We start from the raw sequence: 19046 nt of genomic DNA on the forward strand, positions 1-19046 counted from the left end.
GAATGCTTTATTTCGATGCAAGAAAATTACTCTGCCGGGTTTGAGCCTCAGCTTTTTAGAGTTCAATAAAGCAGCTATTAAAGAGTAAGGTTTTATTGATCGCCCATTTATCCATACTTTATTTTTCTTCGGCAATTCAGACGTCAACTTAGACGCTTATGTGTCGTTGCTATTTGTGTATTGATAAATTTAAATTATTTTTTAAGCCAGAAAATTAAACTTTCAGCTATTAGATCTCATCCCATTTTTAATTAGTCATATGATGGGCTAAGGCATAGAATTAATTTACTTTTGTGGTCGTGGCATGGGGCAATGAGCTGGATTTTCTTTACTTTAATGGCGGCATTTATGCAAGCCTGGCGTAATGCCTTCCAAAAACAGTTAAGTACAACGGTAGATGTTTGGGGAGTTACCCTTGCACGCTTTATCTTTGGATTGCCATTTGCCGCGCTTTATCTCAGTAGTTTGTATGATCTGAAACCGGCTGAAAATATCGTGCATTTTAGCCCAAAATTCTGGACCTATATTGTGATTGCAGGCTCAAGTCAGATTTTAGCGACTGCACTGATGGTACAGCTCTTTAAGCAGAAAAATTACGCCATTGGCGTAGGTCTCGCTAAAAGTGAAGCCATACTGGCTGCCATGATTGGGGTTGCCTTTTTATCCGACCAGTTGTCTGTTTTGGCCTGGACAGGTGTGGCGCTGGGTGCTTATGCCGTTTTTCTCTTGAGTAAAGGTCGGGAGGCGACTGGATTTTCTCCCAAAACTCTGGTTATTGGAATCGGAAGTGGTTTAAGTTTTGCAATTACCTCACTTCTGGTACGCGAAGCCAGTCTGGAGCTGAATACCTTGCCGACTTTACATCGGGCGGCCTGGGTCTTGATGATGGTCATCAGTTTTCAGTGCCTGAGCATGCTGATGTATCTGAGCCTTTTTAGCCGCCAGACTTTAGTAGAGATGTGGCAGCGTCTGGGGTTGGTCTTTAAAGTTAGTATCTGCAGTTTTATGGCATCACTTGGCTGGTTTACCGCCATGAGCATGATGAGCGTACCGGTAGTCAAAACCTTGGGACAAATCGAGATTTTGTTTAGTATGCTGATTTCTGCTTATTTCTTTAAAGAAAAACTGGCCCGTACTGAACACTGGGGATTGGTTCTGGTGGTGGTGGCGGTTTTAGTGATCTGGGCCTAGAGTCTATATAAAAAAAGCCACTGCTGAGCAGTGGCTTTTCCTTGATTCAACAATGCGTTTAAGCAGCAAGAAATATCTGAACTGCCTGATTAAAGGCTTCAGCTTGCTCTACACTGGAAATATGTGAGGCATTGATTTCAAAGAGCTGGCTATTGACGATACTGTGTTGCATGGCCTGAGCGTCTGCCACTGTGGTAACCGGATCTTGCTGACCTGCCACAATCAGTACCGGTACCGAAACTGATTTGATTTGCTCACGTAAATCCGCTTTAGCCAAAGCTTCACAGCAGCTTGCATAACCTTCCGGGCTGCCAGCTCCAAGGTCGTTTGAAAGTTCTGCAACAATTGCTGCGTTGCTTTGGATAAAGGGTTCAGTAAACCAGCGTGATGCGGCAGTGGATGCGATCGGTGCCAGACCTTGTGCACGAACCAAGGCTGCACGTTCCAGCCAGGCTTGCTCCTGACCGATCTTTGCGGCTGTATTGGCCACAATCACGTGATTAAAGCGTTCAGGGTGATTAATTGCCAACCATTGCCCGGTTAGCCCCCCCATAGAAATACCGCAAAAAGCGGCTTTCTGTATATTCAGATGATCTAGTAAATGGATGACGTCTTGACCTAACTGATCAAGTTGATAGGGGCCTTGTGGTGCTGTTGAGCCTCCATGACCGCGAGTGTCATAACACACCACAAAATAATCTTTTTGAAAAAAATCAATTTGTGGCTGCCACATACTGAATTTAGTACCCAACGAATTGGAAAAAACCAGCGCAGGCTTGGTGGCATCGCCAAAAGTCTGATAATTGATCTGTGCATCATTTGATGTAAATATTGGCATGAAATATTCCTTTGTAGGTCCTAAACCATCTTGTTTTATCAAAGGGAGCTGAGGAAGAATTCTTTATTTAAACACGCTCAATAATTAAAGCGATACCTTGACCCACCCCAATACACATGGCGCAGAGGGCATATTGTCCACCGCTCTGTTCCAGCTGGTTTAAGGCCGTAGTAACCAGACGCGCACCGGATGCACCGAGTGGATGACCCAAGGCAATCGCACCACCATTCGGGTTAACTTTCTCCGAGCCATCTGCAAGGCCCAGGTCACGGGTGCAGGCCAGAGCCTGAGCTGCAAAAGCTTCGTTTAACTCAATCACATCTATCTGCTCTAGAGTCAGACCGGTTTGAGTGAGCAGCTTTTTGATCGCAGGTGCAGGACCAACCCCCATGATGCGCGGTTCAACCCCTACGACGGTTGAGCCAATAATTTTGGCCCGTGCTTTTAAGCCGTGTTGTGCCATTGCTTCATCCGAGGCAATTAACAGTGCAGCCGCACCATCATTAATCCCTGAGGCATTACCGGCGGTGACGGTTCCGTCTGCTTTGACCACAGGTTTCAGTTTGGCCAACGCCTCTGCCGTGGTTGAGGCACGTGGATGTTCATCGTGATTCACGACAACCGGATCGCCTTTACGCTGTGGAATGACCACCGGAATAATTTCATGAGCAAAGAAGCCTTTGGCTTGTGCTGCCGCTGTGCGCTGCTGACTGGTCAGGGCAAAACGGTCCTGATCTTCACGGTTAATGTTGAACTGTTGCGCGACGTTTTCCGCCGTTTGCGGCATGGTTTCAACACCATATAATGCTTTGAGTTTTGGATTGATAAAACGCCAGCCCATGGTGGTATCTTCAATGTTCTGGCTACGGCCATAAGCAGTTTCAGATTTGCCCATTACAAAGGGCGCGCGCGACATAGATTCTACGCCACCAGCAATTATCAGGTTGGCTTCACCGGCTTTAATTGCACGTGCCGCCATGGCGACTGCATCCAGAGATGAGCCACACAGACGGTTGACAGTGGTGGCAGGGACTTGATAAGGCAAACCTGCCAGCAAGGCTGACATACGGCCCACGTTACGGTTATCTTCACCCGCCTGGTTGGCACAGCCATAGATGACATCATCTACCTGTTCCCAGTTGACGGATGGATTACGCTCTATGAGGGCTTTGATCGGTAATGCGCCCAAGTCATCTGCCCGGACAGTTGCCAGACCTCCGGCATAACGGCCAAATGGGGTACGGATGGCATCAATAATATATGCATTTTTCATATCTAATCTCTTCTTTATAAAGTTCCCTCTACTTGAGGAGAGGGTTAGGGAGAGGTTTGTTAAATTTCCCCTCATCCTAGCCTTCTCCCAGAGGGAGAAGGAACCTCAGGTATCTTTTAGAATTGGGTTTGAATTTGCTAAAGTTCTTAACCCTGAGTTGCGTCAATCAGCGTTGCACCCGTCATCGACTGTAATTCTGCAAATGACAAACCTTCTACTTTTTCGACCACTTTCATGCCATCCGCAGTTATATCAATGACGCAGAGGTCAGTATAAATGCGGTCTACACATTTCAGACCGGTTGCCGGATAGCTCAGCTCAGCCACAATCTTAGGTTCCCCATTTTTGGTGACATGATCGGTAGTGATAAAGACTTTTTTGGCGCCCACAGCCAAATCCATTGCACCGCCAACGGCTGGAATCGCATCGGGTGCGCCGGTATGCCAGTTGGCCAAATCTCCATTTTCAGCCACTTGGAAAGCTCCAAGTACTGCAATATCCAGATGACCGCCCCGCATCATGGCGAATGAATCACCGTGATGGAAAAAGCTGCCTCCGGTGAGCATGGTGACGTATTCTTTACCGGCATTAATCAGCTCCGGATCACGGTCTTTTTCCGCAGGAGGCGGGCCGAACGCCAGTAGGCCATTTTCCGAATGCAGAAAGACGTCTTTATCGTCAGGCAGGTAGCTGGCAATTTTAGTCGGCAGGCCAATGCCCAGATTGACATAGGCGCCATCTGGAATGTCTTGTGCCACACGCTCGGCAATCTGGTCACGGGTCAGTTTGATATAGCTCATGAATCTTCTCTCCTTAGCTGCAATTACTGTGCAGGCTGAACCTGAACCACGTGTTGAACAAAAATCCCCGGAGTAATAATGTGCTCCGGGTCCAGGGCACCGAGTTCAACCACTTCAGAAACCTGGGCGATGGTGACATCGGCTGCCATCGCCATGATCGGGCCAAAGTTACGGGCAGATTTACGGTACACCAGATTGCCCCAGCGATCGCCTTGAGACGCTTTGATCAGGGCAAAATCTGCCTTGATCGGATTTTCCAGTACATAGTCTTTGCCTTCATAGTTGAGGGTCGGTTTGCCTTCAGCCAGCAAAGTACCGAAACCAGTTGGTGTATAGATTGGGCCTAGGCCCATGCCAGCCGCCTGAATACGGCAAGCCAGATTACCCTGCGGTACCAGTTCCAGTTCAATCTTTCCGGCACGGTACAGCTCATCAAATACCCAGGAGTCGGATTGACGCGGGAAAGAACAGATAATTTTACGAACAGCACCAGATTTGAGCAGCTTAGCCAAACCATAATCACCATTTCCGGCATTGTTATTGACAATAATCAGGTCCTTGATGCCCAATTCGATCAGACCATCAATCAGTTCAGCAGGCTGACCTGCTGTACCAAAGCCACCGATCATGACGGTTGAGCCATCCTTAATTTGTGCAAGTGCTTCGGTTAAAGCAGATGATTTATCAATCATAATATTTCCTAATTCAACAAATGGTCATTAACGCTGGGTTTGAGTGCCCGTCACAGCAACAGTCTGGCCAGTGCGTCTGGTTAAAATCACATGTGCCACAATACCGATACAAATGCCCCAGAAGACGGAACTGAGCCCTAAAAAACTCATGCCTGATGCGGTGGCCATAAAGGTAATTAATGCCGAATCACGTTGTGATTCATTGTGCATTGCTGTGGAAATATTAGTGGCAATCGCGCCAAGTAGAGCCAGTCCTGCAAGAGCCGCAACCAGTTCTTTGGGTAAGATGCTGAACAGCATGACAATACTGCCCGCAAACAAACCGCCTAAAATGTAAAAAATGCCGTTGGCAATACCGGCGATATAACGTTTTTCCTTGAGTTCGTGGGCATCTTTACCGGTACACAGCGCGGCGGTAATCGCAGCGAGTACAATCGTAATCCCGCCCACAATCGCCACGCCTACAGAAACAATACTGGCCAGACTCAGGATCGGTTTGGCCGGCATGTCATATCCACTGAGCTTTAAAATGGCCATACCCGGTAAAAACTGTCCTGTCAGACTGACAATGGTCAAAGGCAGGGCCAGGTTTAAAGTGGATGACCAGGTCCATTGCGGCATGATCAGCTCCGGAATAGCCAATGAAAAATTCATGGCAACCGGATTGATTTTCCCAAAGATAAAACTGAGGCTAATGCCTGCAATCAGAACCCAAATAATGGCATAGCGGGGAGAAAAGCGTTTGGCCAGTAAAAAGCACAGCAGCATGCCAAAGACCACATAAGGCATGCTGTCGGTTGCTTTAAATAATCCGATCCCGAATTGAAAGAGAATACCGGCCATCATGCCGGCAGCCAGTCCTTGAGGAATGGCTTTTAAAAGCCGGTCAAATGATCCGGTGACCCCAATGATAAAAATAATGATGGCTGAGCTAATATAAGCCGCCACCATTTCATTGAGAGTAATCCCTGGAAACAGGGCAACCAGTAAAGCTGTACCCGGAGCGGACCAGGCGGTAATCACCGGGACTTTAAATTTGATGGATAAAACAATACCGGTGATGGCTGCCCCAATTGAACTGCCCCAGATCCATGAGGCCATCATGCTGGATGAAACGTCAGCCTGTTGGGCGGCCTGAAAGAAGATAATCATGGGGCCAGCATAGGAAATCAGCACTGCTAAAAATCCTGCAACAGTGGCTGAAATAGACCAGTCATTTTTTAATGTTTTAACTAGGGTTCCCATTGCGATTTGCCTCCTTGCATTCAATGATCCCGTAAACGTTCAGATAGTCTGGTTAACCCAGATCGCCACCGCCTACAGGCACAACCGTTCCAGTAATATATGAAGCATCATCAGAGGCCAGGAATAAAATGGCATTGACCTGCTCCAGAATCGTTCCATAACGACCCATAAAAGTGCGGTCAATCGTCTGGTCGACTACTTCCTGCATCCAGGATTTTTCCTGCTCTGATAACGCCTTACTGTTACGAGGGATTTTGCGTGGTGGTGCTTCAGTTCCACCGGTTGCAACGGCATTCACACGAATACCATCTTTGGAATGGCAAAATGCCAGTGATCGGGTTAGTGCATTGACTCCACCTTTGGAGGCCGAGTAAGGAATACGATTGATACCGCAGGTTGCAATGGAAGAGACATTCACAATCACGCCCTCCTTATTTTTCAGCATCTCAGGTAATACTGCATGGCAGCACCATAGCGTCGGAAATAATGAGCGGCTGACTTCTTTTTCAATTTCTTCAGGTGAGAACTCAACGAAGGGCTTCATCCAGATGGCACCCCCCACATTGTTAATGAGCACATCTACACGGCCATAGACTGCGATGGCTTTGGCCACAACGGCCTGAGCGCCGGCATAGGTTTCCAGATCGGCTTTGACAACAATGGCATCACCCTGAAAAGCTTCAATTTCAGCCAGTGTTTCTTCAACATAATCGGAAAAATCAGCCAAGACTACTTGTGCACCTTCGCGGGCTGCTTGCAAAGCCACCCCATGACCAATACCCTGGGCGGCGCCTGTGACAATCACAACTCTGTTTAAAAATCTTTGACGTGCTGACATGGAAAATTTCCTTTTATTAATTCGCAGAAAATTTTTCAAACAGGAAATTCGCAGGCTTTATGCCTTCTGTGTCTAGCCAGCTTCTGACCGCTTCAACCATAGGCACCGGCCCACATAAGTAAATATCGACATCGCCGTCACTTAACCATTCATTTTCGATATGACCCGTGACATAGCCTTTACGCTTATGTGCCGATTCCGGACTTGCAACCACTGTGCGATATTCAAACCAAGGGCATTTTTCTTGCAGTTCATTTAACTTTTCAAGGGCCACCAGGTCAAAATCATTGGTCACCCCAAAGACCAGACGGACAGGTTGTTCTGAGCCTTTTTCTTCCAATACTTGCAGCATCGACAGGAATGGAGCGATCCCGGTACCACCAGCCAACATCAAAACTGGACGGGTCACAGGGCGTAAGTAAAAACTACCGAATGGACCGGCAAAGCTGATTTTATCGCCCGCGGCGGCATTCTTACTCAAGAATTCACTCATTTTGCCATTGGGTACGTTGCGCACCACAAAGCCGGTTAAACGGTTACCCGGTTTAGAGCTGAATGAATAAGAACGGGTTTCTGTTGTACCCGGAATCGTTACATTGACATATTGACCTGCCAGAAAATGAATGTCCGGTTGACCTTCATCGAGCTGAACATCAAAGCTAATGGTAGATTCCGACAGGTTGTCTACACGTGCCAGGGTGCCCTGAAAAGCATGGATGGTAGTTTTACAGACTTCTGAAGATGCCTGAATCTGGAACACAGCATCTGAAGTCGGCTTGCATTGGCAGGCCAGAATATAACCCTGTTCAGCTTCTTCCGGCGTTAATGCATCTTCAATATAAGTTTCTTCCGGCATGTCATACGCACCTGATTCACAAAAGGCACGGCATGTTCCGCATGCTCCGTCACGGCAGTCCAAAGGAATATTAATCTTTTGACGGTAAGCTGCATCCGACAAGGTTTCACCTTGGGCAACGCTAATAAAGCGTGTCACGCCATCTTCAAATTGAAGTGCAATATTGTGGTTTGACATGGCTGAATATCCTATATAAATCTTTGAAACTAAACCTTTCAGCCAATTTTCTATCTGGCTGAAAGGTGATACCTGGCTGTGCAGACAGTCTTACAGGTGATAAATGTCGACGACCTGGTTGATGTAGTCGTTTTTCAGTACCACGTATTTGCTTAAAATTTTCGGTTGTTCACCCGAAAAATCGATCACATAACGTGACATGCCGAAGTAGCTATAATTGGTCTTGTAGCGGAAGCTCAAGGTATTCCAGTTAAAACGTACAGTGATCTTGTCACCGTCACGTTCCATCACTTCAATATTGTTGATGTTATGGCTGGTCCGGGTATCCGGTATGGTGGCCGATGAACGTTCCGTCTTGATACGGAACACACGGTCTTCCAGACCTTGACGGTCCGGATAGTAGATCAAGGAAATTTCAGACTGTGGATCTACAGTCAAGCTGTCATCGTCATCCCATGCTGGCATCCAGAAAGATGCAGTAGGTGCATAACAGTTCAGCCAGTCATCCCATTGCTTGTCATCTAAAAAGCGGGCTTCCTGATAAAGAAACTGGGCAATATTTTCTAAACTGATGTCGCTCATACGGTTTCTCCTTCAGTCTGCGCTGCCAGTTCTTTTTCAGCTGCAATGCCTTTTTTCATCAACTCTAACCAGTACTGGTGCTGGGCCAGATACAGACCTTCATCTTCAGTCTTGATCCCAGACAGTTTTGGTTTTAAGCCAATTTCATTGGCTGCATCATCTGGGCCTTGAATCCAGTGTTTGGAACCACGGCACATGTCGTTCCATTCCAGCGCGATACCGGCATAACCCGCCTGACAGGCGCGGAATTCTTCTAGGTCATCTGGAGTCGCCATGCCGGACGCGTTAAAAAAGTCTTCATATTGACGGATACGGCGAGTACGGGCTTCCGGTGCTTCGCCGATAGGGCCGATACAGTAAATGGTGACTTCGGTCTTATTGACAGAGATCGGGCGCAATACACGAATTTGTGAGCCAAACTGATCCATGAAATAAACGTTCGGGTAAATACACAGGTTACGTGAACGCTCGATCATCCATTTCGCCATCGCTTCACCGTATTTCTCGGTATATTCATCCTGCTTGGCAAAGTTTGGACGGTCTTCCGGGTTGGCCCATTGTGTCCACAGCAGCATATGGCCATGTTCAAAGCCATAACAACCGCCGCCTTGTTTGCCCCATGCACCGGCGCTCATGGCACGAATATTATCACCGGCTTCTTTTTCTTTACGCTGCTGGGTGGTGGCCGCATAGTTCCAGTGCACTGCAGATACATGATAACCATCCGCACCATTTTCAGCAGTCAGCTTCCAGTTACCGTCATAGGTATAGGTCGAAGAGCCGCGTAAAACTTCTAAACCTTGATCTGACTGGTCTACAATCATGTCAATAATTTTGGTGGTTTCACCCAGGAATTCTTCCAGACTTGGCACATCCGGATTTAAGCTGCCAAACAGAAAACCTTTGTAGCTTTCAAAACGGGCTACTTTTTTCAGGTCGTGTGAGCCGTCCTGGTTGAAGCAGTCTGAATAGCCGGCATCTGTCGGATCTTTTACTTTTAAAAGTTTGCCAGAGTTGTTAAATGTCCAGCCGTGGAAAGGGCAGGTGTAAGTCGCCTTGTTGCCTTTTTTATGACGACACAGCTGTGCACCACGGTGTGAACAGGCATTAATCATGGCATTCAGCTCACCCTGGCGGTTACGCGCAATGATAATCGGCTGACGACCAATATAGGTGGTGTAATAGTCATTGTTGTTTGGAATCTGGCTTTCATGTGCCAGATAGACCCAGTTGCCTTCAAAGATGTATTTCATCTCCAGGTCAAACATGGCTTGGTCTGTAAAGACCGAACGGTGGAGTTTAAATTCACCGGATTCAAAATCATCGACCAGTAATTCATCAATACGGTCTAAATGGCTGGTGTTAATTACAGGAATACGAGGCATGTCCAGTCTCCGACTTTCCAAACAGGGTAAGTCATCGGGATGTCGTTCTTAGACTCTCATCCCGATTCCATAGGGAATTATGCGCTTGCGCGGCGACGTTCAACGTCAGTGCTAGGCGCAGCGGCTTGATCTTTCACAAGTTCAATATTGAATTGAATGTGTTTGAAAGGGCCGTTTAAACCACGACGTGCGATTTCAGCTTCATCGGTAACATCAACTGCTGTAGCGACCAGGCCATCACGTGTTGCAAAGGCAAAGTCATCCCACAGGTATTGATCACCTTCGATGTTGAACTGGGTGGTTAACTTGCGATAGCCCGGTGCAGATACAAAATAATGCACGTGTGAAGGGCGGTTACCGTGACGGCCTAATTTGTTCAGTACAAACTGGGTCGTACCTTCTGGGGGACAGCCATAACCGACCGGCATGGTGGTAAGTGCCACATATTTACCGTCCTGATCCGTGAAAATAGAACGGCGCAGGTTAAAGTCAGATTGTGACTTATCAAAGAAAGAGTAATTGCCTAAGCTGTTGGCATGCCAGATTTCAACCTTGGCACCTTCAATCAGGTTGCCTTGCGTGTCGGTGACCGTACCTTCAATGATCAGCGTTGGAATTTTGCCTTCCTCGGAGCCATCATCCATGCGGGCAAAACCAACTGATTCGGGCGCACCTGCCACATATAAAGGACCTTCGATGGTACGTGGCGTCCCCCCTGTAATGCCTGCTTTTGCATCTGCAGCATCAGCACGAAGATCTAAATAATGTTCCAGCCCCAATCCTGCAGCCAGTAAGCCTAATTCATTGGCTTGTCCTGCATCGGTAAAATATTCAAGACCTTTCCAGAGTTCTGACTGAGAAATGTCCAGATCTTCAATTGCCTGGAAAAGGTCCCCCAATAAACGCACAACAATTTGCTGTACACGCTCATCTATTGGACCTGTGGCTGTATCGATATTCATTTTCTTTACTAGTGCATCAATTGCTTGGCGGTTCATACTAGTGCTCCTTAAGTATGTTTTTTTATATTTGGGTGGCCCATGTTTTTAGCTTGCGTTCGGCTGGCTAAATCTTGCTGGCCACAATCCTTGTGGGGTCGCTCTCTATTGTGTGGATTAGAGGCAAAATCCGGTAATTCCCGTGTTAAAAGGTCTGCTCAGCGGTCATCATCACGAACCGAAGACGGATGACGGTTCAAGGGCATCACTTCAATCTTCATATAGGGATAAAGGGGCAAACCTTGTAACAGGTTGTGCAGCTCTTCATTGCTCTCTACATCAAAAATACTGATATTTGAATATTGGCCACTAATACGCCAGATATGACGCCATTTCCCTTGACGCTGTAAGTCCTGAGAATAGGCTTTTTCTACCGCTTTAATTTCATTGGCCTGTTCCACTGGTATATCTTGTGGAATATTCACGTCCATCCGTACATGGAAAAGCATGGGTTTCTCCTTGAATTATTGACGACGTAAGTTGTCAATCTTGTTGTCATCCAGCTCAATTCCCAGACCTGGGCCTTTGGGAAGCTGAAGTTCAAAGTTTTGATAATTGAGTGGGGTTTTTAAAATGTCTTCGGTCAGTAAGAGCGGGCCAAATAGCTCAGTTGCATAGGCCAGATTCTTAAAGGTAGAGAACACATGTGCAGAGGCAATGGTTCCCACCGGACCTTCCAGCATGGTGCCGCCGTACAGATCAATACCTGCAAGCTGTGCAATGGTGCCGACCTCACAACCTTCAATCAGACCACCCGACTGGGCGATCTTGACGGCAAAAACTGAAGCGCCATTCTGCGTGGCAATCTGATAGGCAGATTGCGGCCCCATCAGCGACTCGTCTGCCATGATGGCGATGTCAAAACGGCGGGTCAGGCGTTGCATTGCCCCCAGATTATCAATTGCACAAGGCTGTTCGATCAGGTCTACGCCACCATCCTGAAGCAGCTGAATACCCTTAAGGGCCTCCAGTTCGGACCAGGCGCGGTTCACATCCACACGGACCGAGATGTCTTTGCCTAAGGCGCGTTTAATGGCCAGCACATGCTCAACATCTTCTTCAACACGGCGTGAACCAATTTTTAGCTTGAAAATATTGTGGCGTTTTGCCGCAATCATTTTTTTTGCTTCTGTAATATCTTTTTCGGTATCGCCAGAAGCCAATACCCACAGTACCGGCACACTGTCGCGTAAACGGCCCCCTAAAACTTCTGAAAGCGGCAAGCCTAAACGCTGCGCCTGAATATCCAGCAGGGCAGTTTGAATGGCACATTTCGCAAAACGGTTGCCATTAATATTCTTTTTAATTGCTTGTAAGGTCTGAGCAACATTTAAACCGGATAGCGTTTTTAAAAGCGGGGTGAAATAAGTATCAATATTCACTTTGACACTTTCCGGACTTTCATCCCCATAACCCAATCCACCAATGGTCGTTGCTTCGCCCCAACCCACATAACCGTCTTCTGTGGTAATTTTGACAAGTACCAAAGTCTGGGTTTGCATGGTGGCCACCGCCATCTTATGTGGGCGGATGGTGGGAATTTCCAACAGCAAGGTTTCAACTGATTTATACATAATTACGGTTCACATTCTTGCTTTCATGCATTAACTTAATATACCTTAAAGGAATAGTTTCGATCAGTCGAAGATCGATTTGGCATTTCTTTATATTTTAAAGGTATTGGTTTGGGATGGAACTTAGACATTTACGCTACTTTGTTGCGGTAGTAGAAGAGCAAAGCTTTACCAAAGCGGCAGAGAAACTATTTATTGCTCAGCCACCTTTAAGCCGGCAAATCCAGAACTTAGAGCAAGAGCTTGATATTCAGCTATTTGAGCGCGGTAGCCGTCCACTCAAGACCACGGAAGCCGGCCAGTTTTTTTATCAGCATGCCGTTAAACTTTTGTCTAATGCAGAAGAAATCAAGTCCATGACGCGACGCATTGGAATTGCAGACCGCAGCATTACTATTGGTTTTGTCGGTTCTTTATTATTCGGTTTGCTATCACGAATTCTGTTTTTATTTAAACAGCAGCATCCTTATCTCAAGATTGAGATGATGGAAATGAATACCTATGAACAGATTCAGGCGCTGAAAGAAGGGCGTATTGATGTGGGATTCGGACGGTTGAGAATTTCCGATCCTGCGGTTAAACGAATGTTACTGCGTGAAGAACGTCTGGTGATGGCAGCACATACCAGTCACCCCTTGGCACAGCAAGAAGGGGTGTATTTATCTGAACTGGTAGAGCAGCCCCTGTTTTTATATCCCAATAGCGGTAAAGCCAACTTTGCCAGCCAGACTCTGGGGATCTTCTCTGAATATGGATTAGAGCCTAAAAACATCCGGACTGTACGTGAATTACAGCTTGCCCTGGGTTTTGTGGCAGCGGGGGAAGGGATATGCATTACACCAGAAAGTGCCAAGAATATTAAACTGGCTCATCTGAACTTTATCCCCATACTCGACCATTTAGCCGTCAGTCCAGTATTTATGGCAATCCGCAATATGGATGAAAGTGAATATATCCGTCATCTATTCGATTCGGTTTATCAGGTCTATGACCTTGAGGCTATTTCCTATGACCGTTCAGTCTTTTGAAAATATGCAGCCTGAGTTCTTATGATAAAGGATTGCAAATGAAACTCGTCTGCTCCCAAAGACTTATGTTTTTCTTTTTTAAATATATTCTTTAATAAAATAAACCACTTGGATAACAGTAGACTTTATAGGTATGGAAGCATGCCTATTCAGTTTTGGACATTTTTTCCTATCTTCTGCATTGTGAGCCTCATTCATTGAACTTCACAGTTAGGAGGTGGAGATGTCTACGAATAAAGTGAATATAAATACACTCATCGATGAAGCGAAGTTTACGCCTTTTCACTGGGGAGTACTGATCTGGTGTTTGCTGATCATTATTTTTGATGGTTATGACTTGGTCATTTATGGGGTCGCATTACCACTTTTAATGCAGGAATGGGCATTGACCGCAGTGCAGGCAGGAATGCTGGCCAGTACCGCACTGTTCGGGATGATGTTTGGTGCCATGACTTTTGGAACCCTGTCAGATAAGCTCGGCCGTAAAAAGACCATTATGATCTGTGTGGCAATTTTTAGTGGTTTTACCTTTATGGGCGCTTTTGCCACCACACCGGTTGAATTTGGCATTTTACGTTTTATTGCAGGTCTCGGGATTGGTGGAGTCATGCCCAACGTAGTGGCATTGATGACAGAATACGCACCAAAACGTATCCGTAGCACGCTGGTTGCTTTAATGTTTAGTGGCTATGCCATTGGTGGTATGACATCAGCTCTGTTAGGTGCCTGGCTGGTTCCTCAGTTTGGCTGGAAAATCATGTTCTATCTTGCGGGTATTCCACTGCTGATTTTGCCAGTGTTATGGCGGTATCTGCCAGAATCCTTGATGTATCTGACCAACAAAAAGCAAACTTCTGAGGCACACAGTATTATTCAGAAAATCTCTCCAACCCAAGTGATTGGTCAAGATACTGAGTTTGTATTGAGTGAAGTACAAAAAGGCGATGAAGCCCCATTAAAAGCACTGTTCCAGCACGGTCGCAGTTTCAGTACCTTTATGTTCTGGCTGGCTTTTTTCATGTGTTTATTGATGGTTTATGCCCTAGGCAGCTGGTTGCCGAAACTCATGATTCAGGCAGGTTATTCGCTAGGCGCGAGTATGATCTTCCTGTTTGCCCTGAATATTGGGGGAATGGTCGGTGCAATTGGCGGTGGCTATCTGGCTGACCGTTTCCATATCAAGACAGTACTGACCATTATGTTCCTCGGTGGTGCAACGGCCCTGATCCTGCTGGGTTATAACAGTCCACAATTTGTTTTATATACCTTGATTGCCGTGGCAGGTGCCGCCACCATCGGTGCACAAATCCTGCTTTATACTTTCGTCGCACAGTACTATCCGTCTACTGTACGCTCTACAGGAATGGGCTGGGCATCGGGTATAGGCCGCATCGGTGCTATCGTTGGACCGGTTTTGACAGGTGCTTTATTGACCATGAACCTGCCTCACCAAATGAACTTCTTTGCAATTGCGATTCCTGGCCTAATCGCTGCGATGGCAATTTTCCTGGTCAATTTAAAATACTCCGTCGATGGTAAAAGCCTTGCAGCATCTGGGCTAGAAGCGGATTCAACATCGAAAAAAGCCAACCCATCATTTTGAAATAGTTGAAAAGTGTAATTTCCTCAATGATATAGATCGCCATCGCAAGCCTTGGCGGTCTATTGCTAGAATCCGATCGGACAATAAAAAAAGTGAGTTTAGGATGAACACAGCTGCATTATTTAACCAACCAACAATTACATTGAAACGTACAGTATTGATGAGCATGATCGCTGTGAGTCTAGGGGGCATCAGTCTATCGACCCAAGCGCAAACCACAGCGCAGGCAAACCAGCAGGAAATTGAGCAGCTACGCCAAGAAGTGCAAGCTTTACGTAGCATGATTGAACAGCAGAAAGCCCAAACTCAGCAGATTGCAACGGCAGTGCAAACACCTGTTGCACCCCTCCCGCCAGTACCCGCCAAAGCTGCAACAAGCCCGGTGATGAGAATTGCCAGCGGCGCCGAATTTAATCTTTATGGAAATATTCGTGCCGATGCTTCTTATCAGGTAGAAGGTGGTGCTAAGGATATGCCTTATAACCAGATTAATGCGGTACCACTTGAAGGTAATGGTGAAAATAGCGATCGTCTCAGATCGACTTTAGCTGCTACACGTTTAGGAATGGACTTTAAAGCACCTGTGGGTGCCGGGGACAATGCCCTTAGCGGTAAACTTGAAGTCGACTTCCTGGGTGGAGCGAACTTGGATAACCTGCGTATTCGGCATGCCTATATTAGCTATGCGAACTGGTTGATCGGGCAAACCTGGTCAAACTTTGCACTCCCTGATTATATACCGGAAACTGTAGATGCTTTGGCTTATGCAGGGGGGGCGGTAAAACGTACACCGCAGGTTCGCCATACTACGACGTTTAGCCCGGCTACCAATCTGGTTGTTGCAGTAGAAGATCCAAAAGACAGCTCTATTCAGCAACGTTTACCTGCTTTAACTGCACGTTTAAACCATAAACTGGCAGATAATTTTGCAGTAAGCGCACGTGCCATGGGCCATGAAAAGCGTATTAACGAGCAGGAAGAAACCGCATGGGGCGTGGGGCTGGGCGCAAAATATGATGTTATGCCAGGAACGACTGTAAAAGCGGATTATTACCATGTAAAAGGTGACAGCAGTTTTGTCTCTTATGCTAACCCGGGTGTCGTTGCAGCAGGTGGAAACCTTTATCAAAGCGAATTTGACTCAATTACTGTCGGCCTGACTCAGCAGTTTAATGACAAATTACGTGGCACTTTAGGTTATGGTTATATGACCTTCGATCAAGATGCTAATTATGTGCAGAGTGTTACAGATAAAACCAAAATCAATAAAGACCTCTGGCAGGCGTGGGCCAATGTCTTCTATAGTCCGACGAAGCCTCTAAGTTTTGGTCTGGAATATGTCTATGGTGAACGTGAAGCTGTAGCTTCAGCGTCAAATGGCAGCACCAAAGGTGAAGATAACCGAATTAATGCGGTTGCCGTTTACAACTTCTAAGCTACTTTTAAACTGAAGTTATTCAACTGATAAAAACGCGGATGGATTCATCCGCGTTTTATTTTTTCCAAATGATCTGTACTGCAGTGCTTTTTTGGCTCTTGATAAAACTTTTTTATCTATTTCTTGATTTTTCAAATGATGCCGAAACTGCCTTAAAATTTTCATCATGAGAATCTGAAATACATTTGAAGCGTGCATTTTGGGATAGGGAGGCTCTATTAAAGGGCTTATTCACTAGAAATATTGAATTGCCTCAGCATAGAATCAAATTATCAGCTTTCGTCAAAGCTTAAGTGCTTCAACAACCCTATACCATTCTGATTGTTATCACTGCTTTTTTAACCGGTTAAGCCCAAATTTGCATGAATCTAGACTGATATAACAGCTCTATGTGCAAAGCCAAACTCAAAGTACAAACTGTGCAGAAAGCTAGAAGACTCAGTGGATTAGATTTGTTTATTAGCTCTTTGAATGACTTTGATTGATTTGCTGTACGTCCCAGTCACTTCTATTAATTTGTCACAATTTGACAATCACACATGAGCCATTCCCTGTTAAATTCAGTGGGCATGATGACCGGAACTGACTGATTTTTTTTCAGTCAGTCCTATACTGTCAGGCTAACAAAACAAATAAAACATGGACTAATAAAAATGAAACGGGAGTGTGAAATGCTGGGAAATATGATGTTTCAGCCTTTATTGATCAGTAGCATGATTGAACATGCCGGGCGTTATCATGCCGACACTGAAGTGATTTCCAAAAATACCGATACCAGTATCACGATTACCAACTGGGGAGAGATTCGACAAAATTCAAAACGTTTTGCCAATGTTTTAATGCAGTTTGGCTTGGAACTGAGTGATCGTGTTGCAACAATTGCCTGGAACAACCACCGTCACCTAGAGTCTTGGTATGCCATTTCAGGAAGTGGTCTGGTCTGCCACACGATTAATCCGCGTTTGTTTCCAGAACAGCTGGTTTTTATTATTAATGATGCTGCGGACCGCGTTCTGCTCTTTGATAAAACCTTTGCCCCTTTGATCAAGGCCATTAAACCGTTATTAAAAACCGTGGAGCAATATATCTGTCTGGATGCCGAAGATCTGGCAATAACTGAAGCATTGCCAGAAGTCCAGTTTTATGACTCCCTTATTGCCCAGCAAAGTGCAGAATTCAGCTGGCCTGAGCTGGATGAAAATATTGCCAGTTCACTCTGTTATACCTCGGGAACCACTGGAAATCCGAAAGGCGTATTGTATAGCCATCGCTCTACCACCTTGCATAGTTATGCCATCAGCCTGCCTGATTCTTTAAATGTCTCTGCACGTGACATCATGCTACCGGTTGTGCCGATGTTCCATGTGAATGCTTGGGGAACGCCATATGCTGCTGCGATGGTGGGATGTACCTTAGTCTTGCCAGGACCTGGCCTAGATGGAGCGAGTCTGGTCAATATGATTGATACTTACAAAGTCTCCGTTGCACTCGGTGTGCCTACCATCTGGCAGGGGCTGATTGCCGCTGCCCAGCAATCTGGCTCAAAGCTGGAAAGCCTGAAACGCAATGTGGTGGGCGGTTCAGCATGTCCACCCGCCATGTTGAAAGTCTTTAAAGAACAATTTGATTGTGAAACTATTCATGCTTGGGGAATGACCGAGACCAGTCCGCTCGGTAGCGCGAATCAGCTTAAAACCAAACATCTTAATCTGTCAGAGGAAGAATGCCTAAAAGTGCGTTTATCGCAAGGTCGTCCACCTTTTGGTGTAGATCTGCGCTTGACGGATGAAGAGAAAGGCACCCACGAAATTGCCCGGGATGGCAAAACCGTTGGGAATCTACAAATTAAAGGTCACTGGATTATTGATCATTATTTTGGCAAGGATGAATCTGCACTGACCACAGATGGCTGGTTCGATACCGGTGATATTGCCACTTTAAATGAAGATGGCTTTATGACCCTTTGTGACCGTGCGAAGGATTTAATCAAGTCGGGCGGGGAGTGGATTTCTTCAGTCGAACTGGAAAATATTGCCATGGGTCATCCGGAAGTTGCGATGGCTGCTGTGATTGCAGCACAACATCCGAAATGGGATGAGCGCCCGGTTTTGATTGTGGTGAAAAAACCTGAAAGCCGAATCAGTGAAACGGAACTTCTCGATTATTATGATGACAAGATTGCCAAATGGCAGATTCCGGACAAGGTTATTTTTGTAGATAGCATTCCACTGAGCGGAACTGGAAAAATGCTGAAAAAGGATTTACGTGAATCTTATGGTTCTATCCTGACGGAACAAGAACAAGTACCAAGTTAAGAAAAAAAAGGCGCTGATCTTTCACGTCGATGAAATATAAAAAACCAAAACCGGTCTGGATTCAGGCCGGTTTTTTTTATTGGTTTTTAAAACAAGCTTTACACAAGCAAGGCATTTATTGGACTTCAAGCGAGCTAAATCAGCTTTTCTATGCAATATTGTCCTACAAAAAACCTCATCATGGATTCTCAGCCCATAATTTGTCCTGCATTG

17 protein-coding genes are annotated in these 19046 nt (G+C 46.0%); 5 read left to right on the plus strand and 12 right to left on the minus strand.

What is annotated here, in order from left to right; translation table 11 throughout:
- Positions 1–312: 312 nt before the first annotated feature.
- Positions 313–1191 (plus strand): EamA family transporter, encoded by an 879-nt coding sequence (locus E2K52_RS02355; protein WP_151203400.1) that lies wholly within the window; start codon positions 313–315, stop codon positions 1189–1191.
- Between the two features lie 58 nt (positions 1192–1249).
- Here the strand turns inward: E2K52_RS02355 and pcaD are convergent, their stop codons facing one another.
- From pcaD to E2K52_RS02415, 12 genes are all read right to left on the minus strand, one after another.
- A complete protein-coding gene (pcaD, locus tag E2K52_RS02360; RefSeq protein ID WP_151203401.1) occupies positions 1250–2029 on the minus strand; it encodes a 3-oxoadipate enol-lactonase in 780 nt (259 codons plus the stop codon).
- A 67-nt stretch (positions 2030–2096) separates the two neighbouring features.
- A complete protein-coding gene (pcaF, locus tag E2K52_RS02365) occupies positions 2097–3302 on the minus strand; it encodes a 3-oxoadipyl-CoA thiolase (protein WP_151203402.1) in 1206 nt (401 codons plus the stop codon).
- A 146-nt stretch (positions 3303–3448) separates the two neighbouring features.
- Entirely contained in the window at positions 3449–4102 is a 654-nt protein-coding gene (locus E2K52_RS02370) for a 3-oxoacid CoA-transferase subunit B (RefSeq protein WP_151203403.1), read from the minus strand.
- A gap of 23 nt (positions 4103–4125) precedes the next feature.
- Positions 4126–4794 (minus strand): 3-oxoacid CoA-transferase subunit A, encoded by a 669-nt coding sequence (locus E2K52_RS02375; RefSeq protein ID WP_151203404.1) that lies wholly within the window; start codon positions 4792–4794, stop codon positions 4126–4128.
- A 27-nt stretch (positions 4795–4821) separates the two neighbouring features.
- The gene (gene benE / locus E2K52_RS02380; protein ID WP_151203405.1) at positions 4822–6039 is read right to left on the minus strand and encodes a benzoate/H(+) symporter BenE; all 1218 of its coding nucleotides are present in this window, start codon (positions 6037–6039) and stop codon (positions 4822–4824) included.
- 52 nt (positions 6040–6091) lie between these two features.
- Positions 6092–6877 (minus strand): benzoate diol dehydrogenase BenD, encoded by a 786-nt coding sequence (gene benD / locus E2K52_RS02385; protein WP_151203406.1) that lies wholly within the window; start codon positions 6875–6877, stop codon positions 6092–6094.
- A gap of 16 nt (positions 6878–6893) precedes the next feature.
- Positions 6894–7910, minus strand: coding sequence for a benzoate 1,2-dioxygenase electron transfer component BenC (benC, locus tag E2K52_RS02390; protein WP_151203407.1), 1017 nt, complete (start codon positions 7908–7910; stop codon positions 6894–6896).
- A 90-nt stretch (positions 7911–8000) separates the two neighbouring features.
- The gene (benB, locus tag E2K52_RS02395; RefSeq protein ID WP_151203408.1) at positions 8001–8492 is read right to left on the minus strand and encodes a benzoate 1,2-dioxygenase small subunit; all 492 of its coding nucleotides are present in this window, start codon (positions 8490–8492) and stop codon (positions 8001–8003) included.
- Entirely contained in the window at positions 8489–9877 is a 1389-nt protein-coding gene (benA, locus tag E2K52_RS02400; protein WP_151203409.1) for a benzoate 1,2-dioxygenase large subunit, read from the minus strand. Before benA ends, benB begins: the two co-directional genes overlap by 4 nt.
- Positions 9878–9954: 77 nt before the next feature.
- On the minus strand, positions 9955–10875 hold the full coding sequence (gene catA / locus E2K52_RS02405; protein WP_151203410.1) for a catechol 1,2-dioxygenase: 921 nt from the start codon (positions 10873–10875) through the stop codon (positions 9955–9957).
- A 158-nt stretch (positions 10876–11033) separates the two neighbouring features.
- Positions 11034–11324 carry a muconolactone Delta-isomerase gene (catC, locus tag E2K52_RS02410; RefSeq protein ID WP_151203411.1) on the minus strand — a complete coding sequence of 97 codons (291 nt, stop codon included), beginning with the start codon at positions 11322–11324 and terminating at the stop codon, positions 11034–11036.
- 15 nt (positions 11325–11339) lie between these two features.
- Positions 11340–12449, minus strand: coding sequence for a muconate/chloromuconate family cycloisomerase (locus E2K52_RS02415; RefSeq protein ID WP_151203412.1), 1110 nt, complete (start codon positions 12447–12449; stop codon positions 11340–11342).
- A 116-nt stretch (positions 12450–12565) separates the two neighbouring features.
- Between E2K52_RS02415 and E2K52_RS02420 the strand changes: the two genes are divergently transcribed.
- The 4 genes from E2K52_RS02420 (at position 12566) to E2K52_RS02435 (ending at position 18833) form a co-directional block, all read left to right on the plus strand.
- A complete protein-coding gene (locus tag E2K52_RS02420) occupies positions 12566–13477 on the plus strand; it encodes a LysR family transcriptional regulator (protein ID WP_151203413.1) in 912 nt (303 codons plus the stop codon).
- A gap of 223 nt (positions 13478–13700) precedes the next feature.
- The gene (locus tag E2K52_RS02425) at positions 13701–15080 is read left to right on the plus strand and encodes an MFS transporter (RefSeq protein WP_151203414.1); all 1380 of its coding nucleotides are present in this window, start codon (positions 13701–13703) and stop codon (positions 15078–15080) included.
- A gap of 103 nt (positions 15081–15183) precedes the next feature.
- Positions 15184–16515: a DcaP family trimeric outer membrane transporter gene (locus tag E2K52_RS02430; protein WP_151203415.1), complete on the plus strand. Its 1332-nt coding sequence runs from the start codon at positions 15184–15186 to the stop codon at positions 16513–16515.
- Positions 16516–17189: 674 nt separating this feature from the next.
- Positions 17190–18833, plus strand: a complete 1644-nt coding sequence (locus E2K52_RS02435; RefSeq protein ID WP_151203416.1) for a long-chain-fatty-acid--CoA ligase — start codon at positions 17190–17192, stop codon at positions 18831–18833.
- Positions 18834–19046 lie beyond the last annotated feature (213 nt).

Source organism: Acinetobacter sp. RF14B (genome assembly GCF_006864105.1).
Taxonomy (GTDB): Bacteria; Pseudomonadota; Gammaproteobacteria; order Pseudomonadales; family Moraxellaceae; genus Acinetobacter; species Acinetobacter lwoffii_C.